Annotated in this window: 19 protein-coding genes and 1 pseudogene; 9 read left to right on the plus strand and 11 right to left on the minus strand. The window is 72.6% G+C overall.

Annotation, left to right across the window (positions count from 1 at the left end; translation table 11 throughout):
- Nucleotide 1 precedes the first annotated feature (1 nt).
- Complete coding sequence (locus tag ACZ4Z3_RS05355) at nt 2-1,810, plus strand: 5'-nucleotidase C-terminal domain-containing protein (RefSeq protein ID WP_468499766.1); 1,809 nt, start codon at nt 2-4, stop codon at nt 1,808-1,810.
- Nucleotides 1,811-1,929: 119 nt separating this feature from the next.
- Here ACZ4Z3_RS05355 and ACZ4Z3_RS05360 read toward each other — a convergent pair whose 3' ends face one another.
- From ACZ4Z3_RS05360 to ACZ4Z3_RS05380, 5 genes are all read right to left on the minus strand, one after another.
- Nucleotides 1,930-3,372, minus strand: a complete 1,443-nt coding sequence (locus ACZ4Z3_RS05360; RefSeq protein WP_468499767.1) for a lysine N(6)-hydroxylase/L-ornithine N(5)-oxygenase family protein — start codon at nt 3,370-3,372, stop codon at nt 1,930-1,932.
- Nucleotides 3,369-4,760 carry a pyridoxal phosphate-dependent decarboxylase family protein gene (locus ACZ4Z3_RS05365; RefSeq protein ID WP_468499768.1) on the minus strand — a complete coding sequence of 464 codons (1,392 nt, stop codon included), beginning with the start codon at nt 4,758-4,760 and terminating at the stop codon, nt 3,369-3,371. The genes ACZ4Z3_RS05360 and ACZ4Z3_RS05365 overlap by 4 nt, the downstream gene beginning before the upstream one ends.
- Before the next feature lie 586 nt (nt 4,761-5,346).
- Nucleotides 5,347-7,851 (minus strand): aminopeptidase N, encoded by a 2,505-nt coding sequence (pepN, locus tag ACZ4Z3_RS05370; RefSeq protein WP_468499769.1) that lies wholly within the window; start codon nt 7,849-7,851, stop codon nt 5,347-5,349.
- A 90-nt stretch (nt 7,852-7,941) separates the two neighbouring features.
- Complete coding sequence (locus ACZ4Z3_RS05375; protein WP_468499770.1) at nt 7,942-8,493, minus strand: response regulator; 552 nt, start codon at nt 8,491-8,493, stop codon at nt 7,942-7,944.
- A 140-nt stretch (nt 8,494-8,633) separates the two neighbouring features.
- Nucleotides 8,634-9,047 (minus strand): chorismate mutase, encoded by a 414-nt coding sequence (locus ACZ4Z3_RS05380; protein WP_468499771.1) that lies wholly within the window; start codon nt 9,045-9,047, stop codon nt 8,634-8,636.
- Nucleotides 9,048-9,159: 112 nt separating this feature from the next.
- On the opposite strand from ACZ4Z3_RS05380, the gene ACZ4Z3_RS05385 reads away from it, so the two are divergent.
- Nucleotides 9,160-10,146, plus strand: coding sequence for a hypothetical protein (locus ACZ4Z3_RS05385; RefSeq protein ID WP_468499772.1), 987 nt, complete (start codon nt 9,160-9,162; stop codon nt 10,144-10,146).
- 223 nt (nt 10,147-10,369) lie between these two features.
- Here the strand turns inward: ACZ4Z3_RS05385 and ACZ4Z3_RS05390 are convergent, their stop codons facing one another.
- On the minus strand, nt 10,370-11,281 hold the full coding sequence (locus ACZ4Z3_RS05390) for an SDR family oxidoreductase (RefSeq protein ID WP_468499773.1): 912 nt from the start codon (nt 11,279-11,281) through the stop codon (nt 10,370-10,372).
- Between the two features lie 374 nt (nt 11,282-11,655).
- A pseudogene (locus ACZ4Z3_RS05395) lies at nt 11,656-12,414 on the minus strand (SDR family oxidoreductase); the annotation flags it as partial.
- Nucleotides 12,415-12,467: 53 nt separating this feature from the next.
- Between ACZ4Z3_RS05395 and ACZ4Z3_RS05400 the strand changes: the two are divergent.
- The 4 genes from ACZ4Z3_RS05400 to ACZ4Z3_RS05415 are packed head-to-tail and all read left to right on the plus strand — an operon-like array spanning nt 12,468 to nt 15,943.
- Complete coding sequence (locus ACZ4Z3_RS05400; RefSeq protein ID WP_468499774.1) at nt 12,468-13,247, plus strand: enoyl-CoA hydratase family protein; 780 nt, start codon at nt 12,468-12,470, stop codon at nt 13,245-13,247.
- On the plus strand, nt 13,240-14,088 hold the full coding sequence (locus ACZ4Z3_RS05405) for a CoA transferase subunit A (protein ID WP_468499775.1): 849 nt from the start codon (nt 13,240-13,242) through the stop codon (nt 14,086-14,088). The genes ACZ4Z3_RS05400 and ACZ4Z3_RS05405 overlap by 8 nt, the downstream gene beginning before the upstream one ends.
- A 41-nt stretch (nt 14,089-14,129) precedes the next feature.
- Nucleotides 14,130-14,876, plus strand: a complete 747-nt coding sequence (locus ACZ4Z3_RS05410; protein ID WP_468500203.1) for a CoA-transferase subunit beta — start codon at nt 14,130-14,132, stop codon at nt 14,874-14,876.
- Nucleotides 14,876-15,943, plus strand: a complete 1,068-nt coding sequence (locus ACZ4Z3_RS05415) for an NAD(P)H-dependent flavin oxidoreductase (RefSeq protein ID WP_468499776.1) — start codon at nt 14,876-14,878, stop codon at nt 15,941-15,943. Before ACZ4Z3_RS05410 ends, ACZ4Z3_RS05415 begins: the two co-directional genes overlap by 1 nt.
- A 374-nt stretch (nt 15,944-16,317) precedes the next feature.
- Here the strand turns inward: ACZ4Z3_RS05415 and ACZ4Z3_RS05420 are convergent, their stop codons facing one another.
- The 3 genes from ACZ4Z3_RS05420 to ACZ4Z3_RS05430 are packed head-to-tail and all read right to left on the minus strand — an operon-like array spanning nt 16,318 to nt 18,926.
- On the minus strand, nt 16,318-17,475 hold the full coding sequence (locus ACZ4Z3_RS05420) for an acetyl-CoA C-acetyltransferase (RefSeq protein ID WP_468499777.1): 1,158 nt from the start codon (nt 17,473-17,475) through the stop codon (nt 16,318-16,320).
- Between the two features lie 33 nt (nt 17,476-17,508).
- Entirely contained in the window at nt 17,509-18,123 is a 615-nt protein-coding gene (locus ACZ4Z3_RS05425; protein ID WP_468499778.1) for a TetR/AcrR family transcriptional regulator, read from the minus strand.
- Between the two features lie 14 nt (nt 18,124-18,137).
- On the minus strand, nt 18,138-18,926 hold the full coding sequence (locus ACZ4Z3_RS05430) for an SDR family oxidoreductase (protein ID WP_468499779.1): 789 nt from the start codon (nt 18,924-18,926) through the stop codon (nt 18,138-18,140).
- 69 nt (nt 18,927-18,995) lie between these two features.
- Between ACZ4Z3_RS05430 and ACZ4Z3_RS05435 the strand changes: the two genes are divergently transcribed.
- The gene (locus ACZ4Z3_RS05435) at nt 18,996-20,135 is read left to right on the plus strand and encodes an acyl-CoA dehydrogenase family protein (RefSeq protein WP_468499780.1); all 1,140 of its coding nucleotides are present in this window, start codon (nt 18,996-18,998) and stop codon (nt 20,133-20,135) included.
- Nucleotides 20,135-21,106 carry an acyl-CoA dehydrogenase family protein gene (locus ACZ4Z3_RS05440; RefSeq protein ID WP_468499781.1) on the plus strand — a complete coding sequence of 324 codons (972 nt, stop codon included), beginning with the start codon at nt 20,135-20,137 and terminating at the stop codon, nt 21,104-21,106. Before ACZ4Z3_RS05435 ends, ACZ4Z3_RS05440 begins: the two co-directional genes overlap by 1 nt.
- A 49-nt stretch (nt 21,107-21,155) precedes the next feature.
- Here the strand turns inward: ACZ4Z3_RS05440 and ACZ4Z3_RS05445 are convergent, their stop codons facing one another.
- The gene (locus tag ACZ4Z3_RS05445) at nt 21,156-21,875 is read right to left on the minus strand and encodes a vWA domain-containing protein (RefSeq protein ID WP_468499782.1); all 720 of its coding nucleotides are present in this window, start codon (nt 21,873-21,875) and stop codon (nt 21,156-21,158) included.
- 209 nt (nt 21,876-22,084) lie between these two features.
- On the opposite strand from ACZ4Z3_RS05445, the gene ACZ4Z3_RS05450 reads away from it, so the two are divergent.
- Nucleotides 22,085-23,014, plus strand: a complete 930-nt coding sequence (locus tag ACZ4Z3_RS05450) for a rhomboid family intramembrane serine protease (protein WP_468499783.1) — start codon at nt 22,085-22,087, stop codon at nt 23,012-23,014.
- Nucleotides 23,015-23,108: the final 94 nt, after the last annotated feature.

Here is a 23,108-nt window from a genome sequence, read left to right on the forward strand (position 1 = left end):
TATGGCCTTGAACCGCCGGAAGTTTCTGAAGAAGTCAGCCGTGACCGGTGCCGGGGTGGCCATCGCCGGTTCGGCCCTGGCGCCGAACGCACAGGCGGCCGAGGTGACCGGCGGCAAGGAGAAGGCCCCGAAGCGGTACCGGTTCACCGTGATGGGGACGACGGACCTGCACGGCAACGTCTTCAACTGGGACTACTTCACGGACAAGGAGTTCGACGACAAGGCGCACAACGACGTCGGCCTCGCGAAGATCTCGACGCTGGTGAACCAGGTCCGCAAGGAGAAGGGGCGCGGCAACACGCTCCTCATCGACGCCGGTGACACGATCCAGGGCACGCAGCTGTCGTACTACTACGCGAAGGTCGACCCGATCACGGCCAAGGGCGGTCCCGTCCACCCGATGGCGCAGGCGATGAACGCGATCGACTACGACGCGGCGGCACTCGGGAACCACGAGTTCAACTACGGCATTCCGGTGCTGCGGAAGTTCCAGGAGCAGTGTCGTTTCCCGCTGCTGGGTGCGAACGCGCTGGACGCGAAAACGCTGCGCCCGGCGTTCCCGCCGTTCAGCATGCACCGGCTGCGGACGCCGTTCGGCCGTGATGTGAAGGTGGCGGTGCTGGGTCTGACGAACCCGGGCATCGCGATCTGGGACAAGGCGAACGTGCAGGGGAAGATGACGTTCCCGGGTCTGGAGGAGCAGGCGGCGAAGTGGGTGCCGAGGCTCAGGTCGATGGGCGCGGACGTCGTCATCGTGTCGGCGCACAGCGGTTCGTCCGGGACGTCGTCGTACGGTGACCAGCTGCCGTACATCGAGAACGCGGCCGGGCTGGTGGCGGAGCAGGTGCCGGGGATCGACGCGATCCTGGTGGGGCACGCGCACACGGAGATCCCGCAGTACTTCGTCACCAACAAGAAGACCGGCAAGCAGGTCGTGCTGTCTGAGCCGCTGAAGTGGGGTCAGCGGCTGACGCTGTTCGACTTCGAGATGGTATGGAGCCGGGGCTGCTGGAAGGTCGAGAAGGTCGGTTCGCAGGTCCTCAACTCCAACGCGGTGGAGGAGGACCCGAAGATCGTGCAGCTGCTGTCGGACGAGCACGCGAAGGTCGTGACGTACGTCAACCAGGTGATCGGTACGAACGCCGCGGAGATGAGGTCGGAGGAGGCGCCGTACAAGGACGTCCCGATCATCGACCTGATCAACCACATCCAGGCGGACACGGTGAAGCAGGCGCTGGCGTCCTCCGAGTACGCGTCGCTGCCGGTGCTGTCGCAGGCCGCCGCGTTCTCCCGCAGCGCGGTGATCCCGGCGGGGAACGTCACCATCCGTGATGTCGCCGGTCTGTACGTCTTCGAGAACACGCTGGAGGCGCGTCTGATGACGGGTGCGCAGATGAAGGCGTATCTGGAGTTCTCGGCGAACTACTTCGCGCAGACGGCGCCGGACGCGGTGGTGGACCCGGCGAAGCTGACGAACGCGAACGGTACGCCGGACTACAACTACGACGCGGTGAGCGGTCTGTCGTACGAGATCGACATCGCGCAGCCGGCGGGTTCGCGGATCAAGAACGTGCGGTTCGAGGGTGCGCCGTTGGCGGACGACCAGAAGTTCGTGTTCGCGGTGAACAACTACCGGGCCAACGGTGGCGGCAACTTCCCGCATGTGGCGGCGGCGCCGATGGTGTGGTCGAACTCGGACGAGATCCGTAACACGATGATCGCGTGGGTGAAGGCGAAGGGGGCGATCGACCCGGCGGCGTTCGCGTCGGTGGACTGGAAGCTGACCCGGAACGGTACGCCGGTCTTCTAGGGGTTCGGCCAGGGTTCGGCTCCCGGTTCGCGGGAGTGCAGGTCGACGGCGTCGGCGCCCGGTGGGTGCGCCGGCGCCGTCGGTGTGTTCGGTGAGTGCTGGGGCCGTGCCGGTGGCGGTCAGCGCACGTCGGCCAGGGGGGTCAGGGGGCCCGTGGTCCGCTCGTCCCTGGCGCGGGGGATGTGGGGCCGGGGTTCGAGGCCGAAGGTGGTGAAGGCGGTGCGGCTCGGCAGGGGGTAGGTCTCCTTGCCGGTGAGGGTGTTGAGGATGGTGGCGCTGCGCCAGGCGGCGAGGCCCAGGTCGGGGGTGCCGACGCCGTGGGTGTGGAGTTCGGCGTTCTGGATGTGGAGGTGGCAGCCGGAGGCGGTGACCGACGGGTCGAGGACCATCCGGAAGTGTTCGTCGACCCTGGGGCGGTCGTGGCTGTCGCGGCGGATGTAGGGGTCGAGGCCGGCGAGGAGGCGGTCGAGGGGGCGTTCGCGGTAGCCGGTGGCGAGGACGACGGCGTCGGTGGTGAGGCGGGAGCGGGTGCCCTGCTCGGTGTGTTCGAGGTGGAGTTCGACCTTGGTGGTGGCGAGGCGGCCGGCGGTGCGGACGTGGACGCCGGGGGTGAGGACGGTGTCGGGCCAGCCTCCGTCGAGGGTGCGGCGGTAGAGCTCGTCGTGGATGGCGGCGATGGTGTCGGTGCCGATGCCCTTGTGGAGGCGCCATTGGGCGGCGACGAGTCGGTCGCGGGTGGTTTCGGCGAGGGCGTGGAAGTAGCGGGTGTAGTCGGGGGTGAAGTGTTCCAGGCCGAGCTTGGAGTACTCCATGGGGGCGAACGCCTCGGTGCGGCCCAGCCAGTGGAGTCCTTCGCGGCCGGCGGGCCGGTGGCGCAGCAGGTCGAGGAAGATCTCGGCGCCCGACTGGCCGGCGCCGATGACGGTGACGTGTCCGGCGGTGAGGAGGCGGTCGCGGGCGTCCAGGTAGTCGGCGGCGTGGAGGACGGGGACGCCGGGGGCTTCGACGAGGGGCTTGAGGGGTTCGGGCACGAAGGGTTCGGTGCCGACGCCGAGGACGACGTTGCGGGTGTAGGTGCGGCCGAGTGCCGCGTCGCCGTCGGCGTCGAGTCGGGTGAAGTCCACTTCGAACAGGTCGCGTTCGGGGTTCCAGCGGACGGAGTCGACCTGGTGGGCGAAGTTCAGGCCGGGGAGGTTCTCGCTGACCCAGCGGCAGTAGGCGTCGTACTCGGCGCGCTGGATGTGGAACCGCTCGGCGAAGTAGAAGGGGAAGAGCCGGTCGCGGGTCTTGAGGTAGTTGAGGAACGACCAGGGGCTGACGGGGTCGGCGAGGGTCACCAGGTCGGCGAGGAAGGGGACCTGGAGGGTGGTGCCCTCGATGAGCTGGCCGGGGTGCCAGTCGAAGCGGGGGCGTTGTTCGTAGAAGACGGCGTCGAGTTCGGTGAGGGGGTGGGCGAGGGCGGCGAGGGAGAGGTTGGCGGGGCCGATGCCCACGCCGACGACGTCGCGGGGGGCTTCGGGGGCGGGCGGCGGCGTGCTCGGGGTGGGTGGGGTGGTGCTCATGTCGGGGTGTGTCCTTCGGGGAGGTCCGCGGCAGCGGCGCCGTCCGCGCGTTCCACGAGTGCGAGGAGGGCGGTGAGGTCGCCGGGCCGGGTGTGGGGGTTGAGCAGGGTGGTCTTGAGCCAGAGCCGGCCGTCGAGGGCGGCGCGGCCGAGGACGGCGCGGCCGTCGTGCAGGAGTTTTCGCCGGATGGCGGCCACGGTGTCGTCGCTGGCGCGGGCGGGCCGGAACAGGACCGTGCTGATGGTGGGCCGGTCGTACAGCTCGAAGCCGGGGTGGGCGTCGATGAGTGCGGCGAACTCGTGGGCGAGGTCGCAGACCTGGTCGACGAGGGCGCCGAGTCCCGTGCGGCCGAGGGTCTTGAGGGTGGCCGCGATCTTGAGGATGTCGGGGCGGCGGGTGGTGCGCAGGGAGCGGCCGAGGAGGTCGGGGAGGCCGGCTTCGGTGTCGTCGTCGGCGTTGAGGTAGTCGGCGCGGTGGCCGAGTACGGCCAGGTCGGCTTCGTCGCGGACGGTGAGGAGTCCGGCGGCGACGGGCTGCCAGCCGAGTTTGTGCAGGTCGAGGGTGACGGTGTGGGCGCGGTCCAGGGCGGTGAGCCGGGGGCGGTGGCGGGCGCTGAAGAGGAGCCCTCCGCCGTAGGCGGCGTCGATGTGGAGGCGGGCGCCGTGGGCCGTGCACAGGTCGGCGATGTCGGGCAGCGGGTCGATGAGTCCGGCGTCGGTGGTGCCGGCGGTGGCGGCGACGAGGAGCGGCCCCTGGAGCCGGGTGAGCGTGTGGTCGAGGGCGGCGGGGTCGAGGGTGCCGGCCGGGGTGGGGACGATGACGGGTTCGGGCAGGCCGAGGAGCCAGGCGGCGCGGGGCAGGGAGTGGTGGGCGTTGGCTCCGCAGACGAGCCGTACTCCGGTGTGGGCCTCGCGGGCGAGGAGGACGGCGAGTTGGTTGGATTCGGTGCCGCCGGTGGTGACGAGGGCGTCGGCGGCGCCGGTCTCGGCGGCGAGCGCCCGGGTGACGAGGGCTTCGAGGGCGGAGGCGGCGGGGGCCTGGTCCCAGGAGTCCAGCGACGGGTTCAGTACGGAGGCGGCGAGGTCGGCGACGGTGGCGACGGCCAGGGGCGGGGTGTGCAGGTGGGCCGCGCACAGGGGGTCGGCTGGGTCGGCGGTGCCGGCGGTGAGGGCGAGGACCAGCCGCCGCAGCGCCTGCGGGTCCCCTTCGGCGGGCAGCGGGTCACCGAGCGCGTGCCGCACGGCAGCAGCGACCGCCTCCGGCCCACCGGCGGGCAGCGGCCCGCCCCTGGCCCGGGCCCCGTCCCGCAACGCGCCGAGCACGATCTCGACCAACGCCCGGAGTGCGTCGGGGCCTTGGGGGCCTGAGGCGAGGGGCGGGCTGGTCATGGGTTCCTCCGTGGCGCGGGAGTCCCATCTTGTACGCCGATTGGGTGCTCGGCCCCGAAACCGCCACCGAATACCACCGAAAGAGCGTACGGCGCCCCCCCGGCCGCCGCCGGGGCGCGGAGATCCGGGCCCCCAGCCGCGCACGGGCGGGGCTCACGCCCCAACCGTGCAGCCTGTCGGCGGAAACCGGACGCCCGACACCGCACGGGCCGTGCACCGCGACCGGCCCCGCGCGCGTTGAGGACCTCGACCGGCCACGCGCGCGAGCGCACGACGGCGGGCGCCCGCGGGGCGCGAGGCACCGGGCCACGGTCCCTGGTGGTGGCCCGTCGGCGGGGACCTTACGACCGATCCCCCCATGGCCCGCATACCCCGACCGGCCAGGCGCGGCTTGAGGACCTTGACCGGCTGGGCCTGCGGGTGGGCGCCTCTGCCGGTCCAGTCATGCGTGGCCTCGGGGCCTTCATCGGGTCGGCCTGCGGTCTTGCTTCGCCGGCCCGGCCACGGGCTGCGCGAAGCCTTGGGGCGGGTACCTGCCGCGCATGGCCTTGGGGAGGTCACCGGCCCGGGGGCGGGCCGGGGGCCGTTACGCGTTCCTGATCTTCAGGGCGCGGTTCAGGTCGTCGAGTTGGTCCACCAGCTTTCGGCGTAGGGCCGGGATGGGGGCGGCCTCGGTCAGGCAGCGTTCGCCGCGGCCGAGGGTTTCCGCGTCCACCGTGTGGACGGGGAACGCCCAGCGTCCGGCGGCCTCCGCGATGGCCGGGCCGCGTCGGGCGGCCAGCGTGACCGCGTCGTCCCAGTAGCGGTCGACGTACTCCTGGAGGAGTTCCGTCTGTTCCGGCTGCCAGAAGCCCTGGGCGGTTGCGGTGAAGAGGTAGTTGGAGAGGTCGTCGGTGGTGAACATCGCCTCCCAGGCGGCCTGCTTGGCCGCCGGGTCGGGGAGGGCGGCCCGGCAGCGGGCGGCGCCTTCCTGACCGGTGGCGCTGGGGTCGCGTGCCAGTTCCTCGGCGATCGCGTCGGCGTCGACCGCGCCGAGGACGGCGAGCCGGCCGAGGACCCGCCAGCGCAACTCGGGGTCGAGTTCGGGGCCGCCGGGGACCGTGCCGTCGGCGAGCCAGGCGGCGATGGTGTCGGGGTGGGCGGCGACGTCGATGAAGTGGCGTACGGCGGTCAGGCGCAGGCCGGGGTTGTCGCCGTCCTCGGTGCGGCGGATGAGGTCGCGGCACAGGGCGGCGAGGGTGGTCAGGCCGCCGGGGCGCTGCTCGGGGGTGAGGAAGCGGTCGGCGATCTGGGTGGTGGCGAAGGTGAGGACGCCCTGGACGATGGCGAGGTCGGTCTCGCGGGGCAGATGGGTGCGGGCGGCGTCCAGGTAGGCGGTGGGCGGGAGTTCGGCGTCGCGTACGGCGTCGCGCAGGGCGTTCCAGACGACGGCGCGGGTGAGCGGGTCGGGGAGTCCGCTGAGGTGGCCGGTGACGGTGGTGAAGGAGTCGGGGTCGAAGCGGACCTTGGCGTAGGTGAGGTCGCCGTCGTTGAGGAGGAGCAGGGCGGGGCGTTTGCCGATGGGCTGGTCGCCGGTCTGCGGGATGTCGAGGGCGAGGCTCTCGCGGAGGGTGAGGTGCCCCTGGTCGTCGCCGGGGTCCTGGTCGTAGATGCCGACGGTGATGTGGTGGGGGCGGGTGCCGGCGTGGTCGACGGTGAGGGTGTAGGTGCTGTCGGTGCCGCGCGTGACCTTGGGGGTGAGGGTGTCGACGCCGGTGGTGCGCAGCCAGGCGTCGGCCCAGGCGTGGACGTCGCGTTCGGTGGCGCCGGCGAGGTTGTCGATGAAGTCGGCGAGGGTGGCGTTGCCGAAGCGGTGGCGGGTGAAGTGGGCGTTGATACCGGCGAGGAAGTCCTTCTCGCCGAGCCAGGCGACGAGTTGGCGCAGGGCGGAGGCGCCCTTGGCGTAGGAGATGCCGTCGAAGTTGAGGAGGGCGGCGGCGGTGTCGTCGACGTTCTCGGGGGCGACGGGGTGGGTGGAGGGGCGCTGGTCGGCGTCGTAGCCCCAGGCCTTGCGGGCGACGCCGAAGTCGACCCAGGTGTCGGTGAAGCGGGTGGCCTCGGTGAGGGTCTGGTAGCCCATGTACTCGGCGAAGGACTCGTTGAGCCAGATGTCGTCCCACCACTTGAGGGTGACGAGGTCGCCGAACCACATGTGGGCCATCTCGTGGGCGATGACCATGGCGCGGGTCTGGCGTTCGGTGTCGGTGACGGCGGAGCGGTAGACGAACTCGTCGCGGAAGGTGACGAGTCCGGGGTTCTCCATGGCGCCCGCGTTGAACTCGGGGACGAACGCCTGGTCGTAGGAGTCGAAGGGGTACGGCTCCTCGAACTTCTCGTGGTAGCGGTCGAAGCAGGCGCGGGTGACGTCGAGGATCTCGTCGGCGTCGGTGTCGAGGTAGGGGGCCAGGGAGCGGCGGCAGTGGATGCCGAAGGGCAGGCCGCGGTGTTCGGTGCGCACGGAGTGCCAGGGGCCGGCGGCGACGGCGACGAGGTAGGTGGAGATGAGGGGGGTGGTGGCGGCGCGCCAGGTGCCGTCGTCCTGCTGGGCGGTGATGCCGTTGGCGAGGACGGTCCAGCCCTCGGGGGCGGTGACGGTCAGGTCGAAGACGGCCTTGAGGTCGGGTTGGTCGAACGCGGCGAAGACGCGTTGGACGTCGTCCATGAACAGCTGGGTGTAGACGTAGGTCTCACCGTCGGTGGGGTCGGTGAAGCGGTGCATGCCCTCGCCGGTGCGGGAGTAGCGCATGGCGGCGTCGACGCGCAGTTCGTGTTCGCCCGGGGTGAGGCCGGTGAGCGGCAGGCGGTTGCCGTCGAGGGTCTCGGGGTCGAGGGGCTTGCCGTCGAGGGTGACGGAGCGCAGGTCGGCGGGCTTGAGCTCGACGAAGGTGTCCGCGGCCTTTTTCTTTCCCCGTACGGTGAAGCGGATGACGGTACGGGAGTCGAAGGTCTCGTCGCCGCGCGTGAGGTCGAGGGTGATCTCGTAGCGGTGGACGTCGAGGAGTCGGGCACGGGCATGCGCTTCGTCGCGCGTCAGTACGGACATGAGGGACATGCTGCCTGATGCCCAGGGCACGGGACAGGGGCGGGCCGGGTACGCCACCTATGTCCGGTCGTATGCGCCGCGCGCCCGGTCGTATGGGGCCTATGCCCGGTCGTTCGCACCGTCCCGCGCGTCGTCGTCCGTGCGCTCCCGTTGGGCGGGTACGCGGCCGCCGGTGTCGTCGTGTTTGCGGTCCGCGCGGTCGTCGCGGTCCTGGTGGTCCTTGAGGCGGGCGCGCAGTTCGCGGACCTCGCGTTCCAGGGCGTGGGAGCGTTCGTGGGCGTCGAAGAGGTAGCGGACCTTGGTGCGCAGCGCCCACGGGTCGATGGGCTTCATGACGAGGTCGGCGACGCCGAGGCGGAAGGCGGTGGCGGTCAGCTCGGCGTCGGGGCCGAAGCCGGTGAGGAGGATGACGGGGATGTGCTGGGTCTGTTCGACGCCGCGCATGTAGCGGACGACGTCGAGGCCGCTGACGCCGGGCATGCGCACGTCGAGGAGGAGCAGACCGACCTGGCCGCGCAGGACTTCCTTGAGTGCCGCGTCGCCGCTGGTGGCGCGGGCCAGGTGGTAGCCCAGCGGGGCCAGGGCGCTCTCCAGGGCGTAGAGCGTGTCCTCGTGGTCGTCCACGATGAGGATCTTGGCTTCCGACGGCATGGCCCGTGTCCCCTCGCTCGGCTCGGCGGCACGCGGTCGGCGGCGCCTTGATCCGAGTTTCTCACCGCATGCAGTCACTGTCTGACGAAGAGTGCTCACGCAGGATGCCCGCTGGAGGGCGGGATGTCACTCCCCCGTGGTCACCGCCGGCCCGCGGCGGCACCGTTGGCGGTGGTGCCGTTGCTGCCGGGTGCGTCGGTCGTGCCGTTCAGTGCGTCGTCCGCGATGCGTTCGTGGTGCCGGATGACCTCGGCGATGATGAAGTTGAGGAGCTTCTCCGCGAACGCCGGGTCCAGCTTGGCACTTTCGGCGAGCCCCCGCAGCCGGTTGATCTGCTGGGCCTCGCGGGCCGGGTCGGCGGCGGGCAGCTGGTGCGCGGCCTTGAGGTGGCCGACCCGCTGGGTGCACTTGAAGCGTTCGGCGAGCATGTGGACGACGGCGGCGTCGATGTTGTCGATGCTGTCCCGCAGCCGGGTCAGCTCCGCCCGCACCTCGGCGTCGACCTCGCCGGCCGCCGCGCCGCTGTTCGCCTCGTTGGTGTCGCTGGTGGTCATGGTCGTCACCCTACGTCGGCCCGGTCCGCCGTCCCACGCCGCGGGCACCGGTCGGCGTCGGCCCGCACCGGCTTAGAGTGGAACGTGTCGAGGCGTCTTTGGGGGTGCGGACGTGGCGAACGGCGGACCGGTCGAGCACGGGTACCCGCACCTGGAGGTCGTGCGGGCGTCGATCACCGCGCTGTACAAGCGGCTGTCGTACGACACCATCCACACGTTCGACATGAGCGTCGCCCCGGTCGACGTGGCGTTCTGCGACACCGACGATCTCCATCTGGGTGCCCAGCGGGTCGCCCGTGAGCTGGTGCGGCACTATCGGCTGCCGGACGCCCGGCTGATCGTCGGCTTCCGGGAGATGACCCATGCGGCGAACGTCGAACTGGCCGCCGGGCCCGAGTACTTCGTCGAGCTGAACGACCGCTTCCGCACGCACCGGCGGGACATCGGGGCGGCCCTCGCGCACGAGGTGACGCACGTCTATCTGCACCGGCTGGGGCTGTCGTTCCCCGGTGTCCGTGAGAACGAGATCCTCACGGACACGGCGGCGACGTATCTGGGGGCGGGGTGGCTGCTGCTCGACGCGTACCGGGAGGACGGGGCGTCTTCGCAGAAGCTGGGGTATCTGACGCCGGAGGAGTTCGGGTACGTGCTGGCCAAGCGGGCGCGGGTGTTCGGGGAGGACCCGTCGGTGTGGTTCACCAGCGCGCAGGCGTACACGGCGTACGTGGAGGGGCGGGGGCGGGCGCGCGGGGACGAGGAGCAGCCGCCGTTGTCCGCGGCGGGGTGGGCGGGGCGGCGACGGTACGCGCGGGACCGGCGCCGGGCGCGGGAGCCGCGGGCGGCGGCGGGTGGGGTGGAGCGGGGGGTGCCGTACGTCTTCTCGGCGGAGGGGGTGCCGGGGGCGGGTGCGGGGGCGCGTGCCGCCGGGGCCGGTGGTCGGGGCGTGGGTGAGGGTGAGGGTGGCGGTGGGAGTGGGAGTGGGGGCTTGCGGGTGTCGTTTCCCTGTCCGACGTGTCATCAGCGGATCCGGGTGCCGGTTCGGGGGCGGGTGCGGGCTCGGTGTGGGTTGTGCCGGACGGTGCTGGACTGCGACACGTAGCTTTCGGGGCCGGGTGCGGTAGGGGGTGGGGGGCCGCCGGGTGGGGGGGTCGCCGCGTGCGTGGGCGGGTGCGGGTGTGTGAGGGTTGGTCGCGCAGTTCCCCGCGCCCCTGGGGAGATGGGGTGCGGGGGGAAGGGTGCCGGTTGCCGGGCGAGGTCGCGTTCTCTGCGCGTGAGTGGGGGCTGGGCGCGCGGTTCCCCGCGCCCCTGTGAACCCCCTGGGGCTACGTGCCGTAGGTGCGGCCGGGTCGTTGGGCTTCTGCCAGGAGTTTCAGGGTGGTTTCGCCTGCTTCGCCGGGGGTCCAGCGGGAAGGGCGGGTGGCGGTGGGGCCGGGGTGCCAGCCCTCCATGACCGTGATGCGGCCGCCCTCCGTCTCGAAGACGCGACCGGTGACTCCGGTGCACACGGCGGAGCCCAGCCAGACCACCAACGGGGAGACGTTCTCCGGGGCCATCGCGTCGAAGCCGGTGCCGGGCGCGGCCATCGTCTCGGCGAAGACCCGCTCGGTCATCCTCGTGCGCGCCGCGGGGGCGATCGCGTTGACGAGGACGCCGTAGCGGCCCAGTTCCGCCGCCGCGACCAGCGTGAGGCCGATGATGCCCGCCTTGGCCGCGCTGTAGTTGCCCTGGCCGACCGAGCCCAGGAGGCCGGCGCCGCTGCTCGTGTTGATGACGCGCGCCTCGGGGCGGCGGCCCTCCTTGGCCTCGGCGCGCCAGTGCAGGGCGGCGTGCCTCAGCGGGAGGAAGTGGCCCTTGAGGTGGACGCGGAGAACGGCGTCCCAGTCGTCCTCGTCGAGGTTGACGAGCATGCGGTCGCGCAGGAAGCCGGCGTTGTTGACCAGGGTGTCGAGGCGTCCGTACGTGTCGAGCGCGGTGCGGACGAGGGACGCGGCGCCGTCGGTCGTGGCGACGTCGCCGCCGTGGGCGACCGCCTCCCCTCCGGCGGAGCGGATCTCGTCGACGACCCGGGCGGCGGGGCTGTCGGGGTCCGGGGTGCCGTCCAGTCCCACGCCGAGGTCGTTGACGACGACATGGGCGCCCTCCGCGGCGTACGCGAGGGCGTGTGCGCGCCCCAGTCCGCGCCCCGCGCCGGTCACGATCACCACGCGCCCCTCGCAGAGTCGTTGTCCGCTCATCGTCCGCCTCCTCGGGTTCCGTCGCTGTCGTGGGGCATCGCCGCCCTGCGCGGGTCGTGCGCCGCGCCCCGACCGGTGTCGTCAGGCGGGCCTGGGTGGCCTCGGTGGGGGGCGCCTGTCGCGTGCCGGACGGTGTCGCCGCCGGTCCCGCTCCCGGCGCCCCGACCGGGCCGGCCTCCGGCGTCCCGGTCAGCGGCGCCCCCGGCCGCCCCGCCGACGTCCCCCCGAGCGCGCCGATCGGCTTCGCCCACGGCCGCCCGACCGGTATGACCGTCAGCGCCCCGGTCAGCATCACCACCGATGGGCTGGCCGGTGTCGCTGCCGGTGGCCCGGCCGAGACCACCCCCAGCGCCCCGAACAGCGTCAGCCCCGCTGTCCCGCTCCGGTGTGGCCGCCGCCAGGAACGCCGGGCGTTCCCCGCCGCCGTGGACCAGTAGGGAGGCGCCGGTGATGTACGCCGCCGCGTCGGACGCGAGGAAGACCGCCGCCCCGCCGACGTCGGAGGGGTCGGCGAGGCGGCCGAGAGGGACCGTGCGGGCGACGGCGGCGACGCCGTGCTCGTCGCCGTAGTGGAGGTGGGACAGCTCCGTGCGGACCATGCCGAGGACAAGGGTGTTGACTCGGATGTCGGGGGCCCACTCCACGGCCATGGAACGGGCGAGGTGTTCCAGGCCGGCCTTGGCGGCGCCGTACGCGGCGGAGCCGGGCGAGGGGCGGCTGCCGCTGACGCTGCCGATCATCAGGATCGAGCCCCGCGACCGCCTCAGATGGGCGTGGGCGGCGAGGGACACCGTCAGGGGCGCGGTGAGGTTGAGGTCGATGACGCGGGCGTGGCGACGGGCGATGGTGGCGGTGCCGGCGTCGGGGCCCGTGCCGGTGAGTGGCCGGTAGGGCGTGCCGCCCGCGTTGTTGACGAGGACGTCGACGCGGGGCAGGCCGTCGAAGAGCGCCTGCACGGCGTCCGGGTCACGGACGTCCACCGGTAGGAACTCGGCGCCCTTGAGCGGTGCGTCGGGTGGGCGGCGGGCGCAGATCACGACGTCGGCGCCCGCCTCGGCGAAGGCGCGGGCGATGCCGGCGCCGACGCCGCGTGTGCCGCCGGTGACGACGGCGAGCTTCCCGTTGAGCTCCATCCGCTGCTACCTTCCACCAAACAAACGTTAGGTGGAAGGTAGCTGATGCTCCCATGGGTGTCTCCACCTCGTCCCCGGAAAAGGGGACGGTTCTCGTCACGGTCGATTTCCCTCCGGTGAACGCCCTGCCGGTGCGGGGGTGGTTCGAGCTGGCCGACGCGGTGCGCGCGGCGGGGCGTGACCCGGCGGTCGGGTGTGTGGTGCTCGCGGCGGAGGGCCGCGGGTTCAACGCGGGCGTCGACATCAAGGAGATCCAGGCGGCGGGGCAGCGCGCGCTGATCGGCGCCAACCAGGGCTGCGCAGAGGCGTTCGCGGCGGTGTACGAGTGCGAGGTGCCCGTGGTGGCGGCGGTGCAGGGGTTCTGCCTGGGCGGCGGGATCGGTCTGGTCGGGAACGCGGACGCGATCGTGGCGAGCGAGGACGCGACGTTCGGTCTGCCCGAGCTGGACCGGGGGGCGCTCGGGGCGGCGACGCATCTGGCGCGGCTGGTGCCGCAGCACCTGATGCGGGCGCTGTATTACACCTCGCGCACGGCGACCGCCACCGAGCTGCGGGCGCACGGCTCGGTGTGGCGGGTGGTGCCGCGGGACGAACTGCGCGCGGCCGCGCTGGAGTTGGCGGCGGAGATCGCCGCGAAGGACGGGCGGCTGATCCGGCTCGCCAAGGCCGCCATCAACGGTATCGACCCCGTCGACGTACGGCGCAGCTACCGCTTCGAGCAGGGCTTCACCTTCGAGGCGAACCTCAGCGGGGTGGCCGACGAGGTCCGCGGCACATTCGGCAGGGAGGACACGAAGGGCAGGAAGGGCAGGGAGGTGGGCGCGGATGAGTGACAAGACCATGACCGCCGAGGAGGCCCTGGCGGGGCTGGAGAGCGGGATGACCCTGGGCATCGGCGGCTGGGGCTCCCGGCGCAAGCCGATGGCCCTGGTGAGAGCGCTGCTCCGTACGGAGATCACTGATCTCACCGTCGTCTCGTACGGCGGCCCGGACGTGGGGATGCTCGCCGCCGCCGGACGGATCCGGAAACTGGTCGCCGCGTTCGCCACGCTCGACTCGATCCCCCTGGAGCCGCATTTCCGCGCGGCACGTGAACGCGGGGCGTTCGAGCTGATGGAGGTCGACGAGGCGATGTTCATGTGGGGCCTGCACGCCGCCGCGAACCGGCTGCCCTTCCTGCCGGTGCGGGCGGGCATCGGCTCGGACGTGATGCGGGTCAATCCCTCCCTGCGGACCGTCACCTCGCCCTACGCCGACGGGGAGACGTTCGTCGCGATGCCCGCCCTGCGCATGGACGCCGCGTTCGTGCACGTCAACCGGGCCGACCGGTTCGGCAACGGCCAGTACCTCGGCCCGGACCCCTACTTCGACGACCTGTTCTGCGAGGCGGCCGACACCGCGTACGTCTCCTGCGAGCGGATCGTGGACACGGCCGAGCTGACCAAGGAGGCGCCGCCGCAGTCACTGCTGATCAAGCGACATGTGGTGACGGGCGTGGTGGAGGCGCCGAACGGGGCGCACTTCACGTCCTGCGCGCCGGACTACGCACGGGACGAGTCCTTCCAGAAGCGGTACGCGGGCACGGCGTGGCCGGAGTTCGCCGAACGGTTCCTCACCGGCGACGAACACGCCTACCAGGCGGCCGTGCGGGCCTGGCGCGAGGACGAGGCATGAGCGGAGACGGCGGGGGTGGGCACGGCGTGGGCGGGGACGGCATGGGCGGGGACGGCATGGGCGGGGCGACCCGCGCCGAGTACTGCGTGATCGCGTGCGCCGAGGCATGGCGTGGGGCCGGGGAGATCCTCGCCAGCCCCATGGGGCTCGTCCCGTCACTGGGCGCACGCCTCGCCCGGCGGACGTTCGCCCCGGATCTGCTGCTCACCGACGGCGAGGCGCTGCTCGTCGGCGCGGACGGCACCGTCGAGGGATGGCTGCCCTACCGGCAGCACCTGGCCCTGGTCACCGGCGGCCGACGGCACGTGATGATGGGCGCGAGCCAGATCGACCGGTACGGCAATCAGAACATCTCCTGCGTCGGTGACTGGGCCCGCCCCCGGCGCCAGCTCCTCGGAGTGCGGGGCGCGCCGGTCAACACGCTGAACAACACGACGAGTTACTGGGTGCCCCGGCACTCCCGGCGGGTGTTCGTGGAGAAGGTCGACATGGTGTGCGGGGTGGGGTACGACCGGGCCGCCGCGCATCCCGCGACGGCTCGCTTCCACCGGCTCCCCCGTGTCGTGTCCGACCTCGGGGTGTTCGACTTCGCCACCCCGGACCGCTCGATGCGGCTGGCCTCGCTGCACCCGGGGGTCACCGTCGAGCAGGTCGAGGAGGCCACCGGGTTCGCGCTGGCCGTACCGGAGGAGGTGCCGTACACACGGGAGCCGTCGGCTGAGGAGCTGCGGTTGATCCGTGAGGTGCTCGACCCGGAGAACGCCCGCGCACGGGAGGTCCAGGGGTGATGGACACCGCCCTCACGCGGCTCGTGGGCGTCCGCCATCCGATCGTGCAGACCGGGATGGGCTGGGTCGCCGGCCCCCGCCTGGTGTCCGCCACGGCCGAGGCGGGCGCCCTCGGCATCCTGGCGTCCGCGACGATGAGCCCGCAGCGGCTGCGGGACGCCGTACGGGAGGTGCGGTCCCGCACGGCCGCGCCGTTCGGGGTGAATGTGCGGGCCGACGCCGGGGACGCCCGGGAACGGGTGCGGATCATCGTCGAGGAGGGCGTCCGGGTGGCGTCGTTCGCGCTCGCGCCGTCCAGGGAGCTGATCGCCGAGCTGAAGGACGCGGGGGTGGTCGTCATCCCCTCCGTGGGGGCCCGGCGGCATGCGGAGAAGGTGGCGGCGTGGGGTGCGGACGCGGTGGTCGTGCAGGGTGGGGAGGGCGGCGGGCACACCGGGGACGTGGCGACGACCGTGCTCCTGCCGCAGGTCGTGGACGCGGTGGGCATTCCCGTCGTCGCCGCGGGCGGCTTCCACGACGGGCGGGGGCTGGTCGCCGCGCTCGCGTACGGGGCGGCCGGCGTCGCGATGGGCACACGGTTCCTGCTGACGTCGGACTCGACGGTGCCCGACGCGGTCAAGGCGCGCTACCTCGCGGCGACCGTCAAGGACGTCACCGTGACCAGGGCCGTGGACGGGCTGCCTCACCGCATGCTCCGCACGGAGTTCGTGGACGCCCTGGAGAGGTCCGGCCGCGTCCGCGCCCTGCTGCACGCGGTGCGCCACGCGGCCGGCTTCCGCCGGATCTCGGGGCTCACCTGGCGCGGCATGATCCGGGACGGGCTCGCGATGAAACACGGCAAGGACCTCACGTGGAGCCAGGTCCTGCTCGCCGCCAACACGCCGATGCTCCTGAGGTCCGCGATGGTCGACGGCCGCACGGACCTCGGCGTCATGGCCTCCGGCCAGGTCACCGGAGTCATCGACGACCTGCCGTCCTGCGAGGAGCTGGTGAACCGGATCATGAAGGAGGCGGAGGAAACCCTGACGAGGCTGACGACACCGGGAGGGCTCGGCCCCGAGGACTGACGGCCCCCCGGGGGCCCCGCCGCCACCCGGTGCCTGACGGCTATGAGCCACCCATCCCTCGCCCGCCGCCCACCGACCACCGGCCCGCCCACGCCTCGGCTCCATCGGGCTGTCGGGCCACCGGACCGCAGGGGCGCAGGGCTGCAGGGCTGCAGGGCTGCAGGACCACCGGACCACCGGACCACCGGACCACCGGACCGCAGGGCCACCGGACCGCAGGGCCACCGGACCGCAGGGCCACCGGACCGCAGGGCCACCGGACCGCAGGGCCACCGGACCGCAGGGCCACCGGACCGCCCGGCGACCCGGATCCGGTCGGCCCCGCCCCCCGCCCGGTTCGCTCGCAGCGGCTCACCGTCGGCCCGGACCGTGCCTCATACCCGTTCGATGATCGTCACGTTCGCCTGGCCGCCGCCCTCGCACATGGTTTGGAGGCCGTAGCGGCCGCCGGTGCGTTCCAGTTCGTGCAGGAGGGTCGTCATGAGCTTGGCGCCCGTCGCGCCCAGTGGGTGCCCCAGGGCGATGGCGCCACCGTTGACATTGACCTTCTCCGGGTCGGCGCCCGTCTCCTTCAGCCAGGCGAGGACGACGGGTGCGAAGGCCTCGTTGATCTCGACGAGGTCGATCGCGTCGAGGGAGAGGCCGGCCTTCTTCAGGGCGTACGCGGTCGCCGGTATCGGCGCGGTCAGCATCCGGATGGGGTCCTCACCGCGTACGGAGAGGTGGTGCACGCGGGCGCGCGGGATGAGCCCGTGCTCCTCGACGGCCCGCTCGGAGGCGAGCAGCAGCGCGGCGGCGCCGTCGGAGACCTGCGAGGAGCAGGCGGCGGTGACGGTGCCCCCGTCGATGACGGGCTTCAGCGCGGCCATCTTCTCCAGGGACGTGTCCCGGCGCGGCCCCTCGTCGACGGTCACGTCCCCGTACGGCACGGTCTCCCGCTCGAAGCGGCCCTCGTCGACGGCCCGCACCGCCCGCCGGTGCGAGCGCAGCGCGTACTCCTCCTGGTCACGGCGGCTGATGCCCCACTTCGCGGCGATCATCTCGGCGCCGGCGAACTGGTTGACGGGCCGGTCCCCGTACCGGGCGCGCCAGCCCTCACTGCCGGCGAAGGGGCCCTCGGTGAGGCCGAGCGGCACGGCGGCCTGACGGGAGGCGAAGGCGATGGGGACCATCGTCATGTTCTGGACGCCACCGGCGACGACGAGGTCCTGGGTGCCGGACAGGACGGCCTGGGCGGCGAAGTGCACGGCCTGCTGGGAGGAGCCGCACTGCCGGTCGACGGTGGTGCCGGGCACCTCCTCGGGCAGTCCGGCGGCCAGCCAGCTGGTGCGGGCGATGTCACCGGCCTGCGGCCCCACGGTGTCCAGGCAGCCGAAGACGACGTCCTCCACGGCGGCGGGGTCCACGCCGGCACGCGCGACGAGCGCCTTCAGCACATGTGCGCCGAGGTCGGCGGGGTGCGCCCCGCCGAGCCCTCCTCCGCGCCGCCCGACGGGCGTACGGACCGCTTCGACGATGTAGGCCTCGGCCATGGCGACTCCCGGACTCCGGTCTTGAGTTGGTGGTCAGGTACGTACGGCGATCCCGTCCAGCACCATCGACAGGTACTGCCGGGCGATCTGCTCCGGGCTGTACTGCCCGCCGGGCCGGTACCAGGAGGCGGCGACCCACACGGTGTCGCGCACGAACCGGTAGGTGACCTTCGTGTCGAGGTCGGCCCGGAACTCCCCCTCGGCGACTCCGCGCTCCAGCGTGGACAGCCAGGTCTGTTCGAACTTGCGCTGTGACACCTCCAGGAACCCGAACCGGCGTTCCTGTGCGATCAGTTGCTTCGCCTCGTTCTGGTAGATCTCGACGGCCGCGCGGTGCCGGTCGATGGCCAGGAACGACTCGGTGACCAGGGACCGGAAGGTCTCGCTGGGCCCGAGGTCGGCGGCCAGGACGGTGTCGTACTGCTCCCAGAGCTCGTCGAGGAAGGTCCGCAGGATCTCCTCGAGCATCGCGTCCTTGGAGTCGAAGTAGTAGTAGAGGCTGCCCGCGAGCATGCCCGCGTCGTCCGCGATCCTGCGGACGGTGGTGGCGTTGTACCCCTGCTCGGCGAAGACCTCGGCCGCCCTGTCGAGGAGTTCACGACGGCGGGCGGGGGCGGCGGTCACCTGGGGCTTCTTCTTGGTCGGCACGCTGTTCATTGTCCTCAAGGGTGCTGGTTGCTGACGGACACGACCTCGCCCGTCAGGTACGAGGAGTAGCCGGACGCGAGGAACACGATCACGTTGGCCACCTCCCAGGGTTCGGCGTACCGCCCGAGGGCCTCGCGTTCGGTGAGTTCCGCCAGCAGCTCGGGGGTGGTCACCTTGGCGAGGTGGGGGTGCATGGCGAGGCTGGGCGACACGGCGTTGACGCGCACCCCGTACGCGGCGGCCTCGACTGCGGCGCAGCGGGTCAGCGCCATCACGCCTGCCTTCGCCGCCGCGTAGTGCGCCTGCCCGGCCTGGGCGCGCCAGCCGACGACGGAGGCGTTGTTGACGATCACGCCGCCGCCGGTCGCCCGCATGTGCCGCAGGGCCGCCCGGGTGCAGCGGAACGTGCCGTAGAGGGTCACGTCCAGCACCTTCGACCACTGCTCGTCGGTCATGTCGACGAGGTCCGAGGTGCCGCCGAGGCCCGCGTTGTTGACGACGACGTCGAGGCGTCCGTGCAGCCGGACGGCCGTGTCGAACAGGGCGCGCACCTGGTCCTCGTCGGTCACGTCGCACGCCGTCGCCGTGACCGCGTCCGCGCCGAACTCCCCGGCCAGCTCGGCCTCGTGCTCCTTGAGGCGGCGGGTGTGCGCGTCGCTGATCAGAACGCGGGCGCCCTCCTCCAGGAAGCGTCGCGCGGTGGCCCCGCCGATGCCCGCGCCGGCCGCCGCGGTGATGACGGCGGTACGGCCGCGGAGGAGGCCGTGGGCGGGGACGTAGGTCGGAGGCTCGACGTTCGTCATGAGGGCACGCTAACCTACCAAACACTTGTTAGGGAAGGTTGGGTGCTTGCCCGGAAAGAGGTGACCCCCGTGGACCTCGCCCATTCCCCCGCCGACGAGGCGTTCCGCGCGGAGGCCCGCGCCTGGCTGCGGGCGCGGGTGCCGTCCGTCCCGCTGCCCTCCCTGGAGACCGAGGAGGGCTTCGCGGCCCACCGCGCCTGGGAGGCCGAACTGGCGGCCGACCGCTGGTCGGTGGTGAACTGGCCGGCCGCGTACGGGGGCCGGGACGCGAGCCTGATCCGCTGGCTGATCTTCGAGGAGGAGTACTACGCGGCGGGCGCCCCCGGCCGGGTCGGGCAGAACGGAGTCAACCTGCTCGCTCCCACCCTGTTCGACCACGGCACGCGGGAGCAGCGGGCACGGGTGCTGCCGCCGATGGCCTCGGGTGAGGTGGTGTGGGCGCAGGCGTGGTCGGAGCCGGAGGCCGGTTCGGATCTGGCCTCGCTGACCTCCCGGGCGGTGCGCACGGACGGCGGCTGGCTGCTCAGGGGCCAGAAGACCTGGTCGTCGCGCGCTGCTTTCGCGGACCGCGCGTTCGGGCTGTTCCGCAGCGAGCCGGGCACCCCGAAGCCGCACCAGGGCCTCACGTACCTCATGTTCGACCTGCGCGCGCCCGGTGTGACGGTCCGCCCGATCGGCCGCCTCGACGGGAAGCCGGCCTTCGCGGAGCTGTTCCTGGACGATGTGTTCGTGCCGGACGGGGACGTCATCGGCGAGCCGGGGCAGGGCTGGCGGATCGCGATGTCGACGGCCGGCAACGAACGCGGGCTGACGCTCCGCTCCCCCGGCCGCTTCCTCGCCTCCGCCGACCGGCTGCGCGACCTGTGGGACGCCCGGGGCCGTCCTTCGGCCACTCGCGACCGCGTGGCCGACGCCCTGATCGGTGCCCGCGCCTACGAACTGTTCACCTGGGCTAGCGCCTCGCGCTTCCTCGACGGCGAGTCCCTGGGCCCCGAGTCCAGCCTCAACAAGGTGTTCTGGTCGGAGCACGACATCGCCCTGCACGAGACGGCACTGGAACTCCTGGGCGGGGAAGGCGAGTTCGCCGACACCGACTGGTCCGAGGGCTACGTCTTCTCCCTTGCCGGCCCGATCTACGCCGGCACCAACGAGATCCAGCGGGACATCATCGCCGAACGCCTGCTGGGCCTGCCGAGGGGGCGACGCTGATGCGTTTCCTCCTCGACGCCGAGCAGCGGGCGTTCGCCGCGTCGCTGGACGCGATGCTGACGGCCGCGGACACCCCGGCGGTCGTGCGGGCCTGGGCCCGTGGGGAGCGCGCGGCCGGGCGGGCGCTGTGGGCGCGGGTCGCGCGGGCCGGCGTGTTCGCGCTGGTGGCGCCGGAGGCGTACGAGGGCGTGGGCCCGCTGCCCGTCGAACTCGCCGTCGCCTTCGTGGAGTTGGGGCGGCACGCCGTACCGGGCCCGCTCGTGGAGACGGTCGCGGCCACGGTGCTCCTCGCGGGGCTGGACGACCCGGGCCCGGCGAAGCGGCTGCTCCCGGCGCTGGTGTCGGGGGAGGCGATGGCCACGGTCACGCCGCCGGGGTCGCCGTACGCGCTGGACGGGGACGCGGCGACCACCCGTCTGTCCCTGAGCGGGCCCGAGCTGCGGCTGTCCCCCGGCCATGGCCCGGTCCGCCCGTCGCTGGACCCCGCCCGCCGGCCGACGCCCCTCTCCCCCGGCGGTGAACTCCTCGCCATCGGTCCGCCCGTCGCCCGAGCGGTCCTGTGGGCGCGGCTCGCGGTCGCCGCGCAGGCCCTCGGCGTCGGTCTCGCCCTCCTGGACAGGACGGTGGCGTACGTCGGGCAGCGCACCCAGTTCGGGGTGCCCGTCGGCTCGTTCCAGGCGGTGAAGCACCGGCTGGCCGACACGAAGGTGGCTCTGGAGTTCGCGCGCCCGCTGGTGTTCGGCGCGGCGGTCACCCTGGACCCGGTGGACGTGGCCGCCGCCAAGGTCATGGCCTGCGAGGCGGCGTACCGGGCCGCCCGCACGGCGCTCCAGTCGCACGGCGCGATCGGCTACACCGCGGAGTACGACCTGTCGCTGTGGCTGACGAAGGCCCGGGCGCTGCGCTCGGCGTGGGGTTCACCGGACGCCTGCCGGGAGACGGTGCTCGGTGGTGCCGGTCGCCGCCGCTGAGCTGCCGGTACTCCTCCGGGGTCGGTTGCCGAATGCCCCACCGGGCCGGTTACGCGACGATCCCCCGTGCCCGCGCCTCCACCAGCCACTTCGGGAACTCGCCCAGCAGCCGGTCGTACAGCTCCGCGTCGGACAGGGCGCCGGGATCCGAACCGGCGTGGAAGAAACCGGCGTTGTCGACGACCCGCTTGCCGGGCACGGCCAGCTCGTCGAGCCTGCGCAGGAAGTCGAACTGCCGGCTGTCCGGGTCCCCGAAGCCGATGAACTGCCAGAACAGGGGCAGCCGCGCGGCCTTGCACACATACCGCTCGGCGGCGAGCTTGCTCGTGGGCCCGCCGTCCGTCTGGAACACGACGAGGGCCGGATCCCGCGCACCGCAATCGAGGTAGTGGTCGATGACCGCGTCCATGGCCAGGTGGTAGTCGGTCTTCCCCATGTGTCCGAGCCCGGAGACGATCCGCTCGATCCGGCCGTGGTGGTCGGCGAGCCCGATCTCGGTCACCGCGTCGACGCCGGTGGAGAAGAAGACGACCGGCACGATCCCGTCGTCGTCGAGCTGAGCGGACAGCCCGAGCACCCGGTCGGCGAGGGCCTGCACGCTCCCGTCCCTGTAGTACGGCCGCATGGAGCCGCTGTGGTCGACGACGAGGTACACGGCCGCGCGCTGCCCGCGCAACCCGTGCTTGGCGAGGGAGACCCCGGCGGCCTTGTAGAGGTCCACCAGAGCGGGGGCGGTCTCCCGCACCTTGCTGAGACTGATCGCGGGCATACGGGCCCTCCTGGCGTACGGGGTCGACGGGCCCCCGAGGCTACGGCCTCGGCGGGGCACCGGTGGCGGGATCACCCCCGACGCCCTCCCACACCCCCGCCCGCACCCCTGTACGCCTCCCCGTCACCCTTCACCCCCGATGGTTCGCTATTTTGTTCGCCGCCGTCCTCACCGGCTCGTCATCAGTCCGCACCCCCAAGGAGCCGGCCGTGGAACCCCAGTCGCCGTCGTCGTCCGAGCCCGCCGTCACCACCTGCTACCGGCACCCCGAGGTGGAGGCGTACGTCCGCTGCACGCGCTGCGACCGCTTCATCTGCCCGGACTGCATGCGTGAGGCGGCCGTGGGCCACCAGTGCCCCGAGTGTGTGAAGGAGGGCGCCCGGACCGTCCGTCACGCCCGCACCGCCTTCGGCGGCCGGATCTCCGCCGTGCCGCTGGTGACGTACGCCCTCATCGGCCTCAACGTCCTCGCCTACGTGGCCGAACTGGTCCGCCCCTCCGTCGTGGACGACTTCGCGGTGCTGGGCCGCGGCCTCACCGGCCCGGACGGCCTGCACTACGTCTGGCAGGCCGTCTATCCGTCCGACTTCCACCCCGAGGGCGTCATCGACGGCGAGTGGTACCGCCTCCTCACCGGGGCGTTCCTCCATCTCCCGCCCACCGAGGGCACGTTCGGCATCCTCCACATCGTGATGAACATGGTCACGCTGTGGAACGTCGGCCGGATCGTCGAGGCCCAGCTGGGCCGAGCCCGCTACCTCGCCCTCTACCTCCTGTCCGCCCTCGGCGGTTCGGTGCTCGTCCTGCTCCTCGCCCCGGACGCCCGCACGGTCGGCGCCTCCGGCGCGCTCTTCGGCGTCTGCACCGCGTACTACGTCCTCGCCCGCCGCCTGGGCGCCGACCCCAAGGGCATCAACCGCTTCATGGCGGGCCTGCTGATCTGGCTGGTGCTCTCGGCGGTCGTCACCTCCTGGCAGGGCCACCTCGGAGGCCTTCTCACCGGCGGCCTCATCGCCCTCGCCTACGCCTACGCCCCCCGCGACCGCCGTCGCGTCCGCGTCCAGGCGAGCGCCTGCGCGGTGGTCCTCGCCCTGCTGCTGGTGCTGGCGGTGGCGAAGGTCGCGGCGATGACGAGCTGAGCGCGAGGGGGGCCGCCCGGCCGCCCCACCGCGCCCGCACATGCGACAGCGCCTGCCCAGTCGTCCGGTCGGGGACTGGCGGGCAGGCGCCATC

It is taken from the genome of Streptomyces sp. NPDC030296 (assembly GCF_055572815.1).

What these genes read in the sequence shown, in the direction of transcription:
- ACZ4Z3_RS05440 (WP_468499781.1), top strand. Translation starts at nt 20,135, where the DNA reads ATGCGTTTCCTCCTCGACGCCGAGCAGCGGGCGTTCGCCGCGTCGCTG.
- ACZ4Z3_RS05365 (WP_468499768.1), bottom strand. Translation starts at nt 4,760, where the DNA reads ATGACCAGCCCGCCCCTCGCCTCAGGCCCCCAAGGCCCCGACGCACTC.
- ACZ4Z3_RS05380 (WP_468499771.1), bottom strand. Translation starts at nt 9,047, where the DNA reads ATGACCACCAGCGACACCAACGAGGCGAACAGCGGCGCGGCGGCCGGC.
- ACZ4Z3_RS05420 (WP_468499777.1), bottom strand. Translation starts at nt 17,475, where the DNA reads ATGGCCGAGGCCTACATCGTCGAAGCGGTCCGTACGCCCGTCGGGCGG.
- ACZ4Z3_RS05445 (WP_468499782.1), bottom strand. Translation starts at nt 21,875, where the DNA reads ATGCCCGCGATCAGTCTCAGCAAGGTGCGGGAGACCGCCCCCGCTCTG.
- ACZ4Z3_RS05415 (WP_468499776.1), top strand. Translation starts at nt 14,876, where the DNA reads ATGGACACCGCCCTCACGCGGCTCGTGGGCGTCCGCCATCCGATCGTG.
- ACZ4Z3_RS05410 (WP_468500203.1), top strand. Translation starts at nt 14,130, where the DNA reads ATGGGCGGGGACGGCATGGGCGGGGCGACCCGCGCCGAGTACTGCGTG.
- ACZ4Z3_RS05360 (WP_468499767.1), bottom strand. Translation starts at nt 3,372, where the DNA reads ATGAGCACCACCCCACCCACCCCGAGCACGCCGCCGCCCGCCCCCGAA.
- ACZ4Z3_RS05375 (WP_468499770.1), bottom strand. Translation starts at nt 8,493, where the DNA reads ATGCCGTCGGAAGCCAAGATCCTCATCGTGGACGACCACGAGGACACG.
- ACZ4Z3_RS05355 (WP_468499766.1), top strand. Translation starts at nt 2, where the DNA reads ATGGCCTTGAACCGCCGGAAGTTTCTGAAGAAGTCAGCCGTGACCGGT.
- ACZ4Z3_RS05430 (WP_468499779.1), bottom strand. Translation starts at nt 18,926, where the DNA reads ATGACGAACGTCGAGCCTCCGACCTACGTCCCCGCCCACGGCCTCCTC.
- ACZ4Z3_RS05400 (WP_468499774.1), top strand. Translation starts at nt 12,468, where the DNA reads ATGGGTGTCTCCACCTCGTCCCCGGAAAAGGGGACGGTTCTCGTCACG.
- ACZ4Z3_RS05405 (WP_468499775.1), top strand. Translation starts at nt 13,240, where the DNA reads ATGAGTGACAAGACCATGACCGCCGAGGAGGCCCTGGCGGGGCTGGAG.
- ACZ4Z3_RS05390 (WP_468499773.1), bottom strand. Translation starts at nt 11,281, where the DNA reads ATGAGCGGACAACGACTCTGCGAGGGGCGCGTGGTGATCGTGACCGGC.
- pepN (WP_468499769.1), bottom strand. Translation starts at nt 7,851, where the DNA reads ATGTCCCTCATGTCCGTACTGACGCGCGACGAAGCGCATGCCCGTGCC.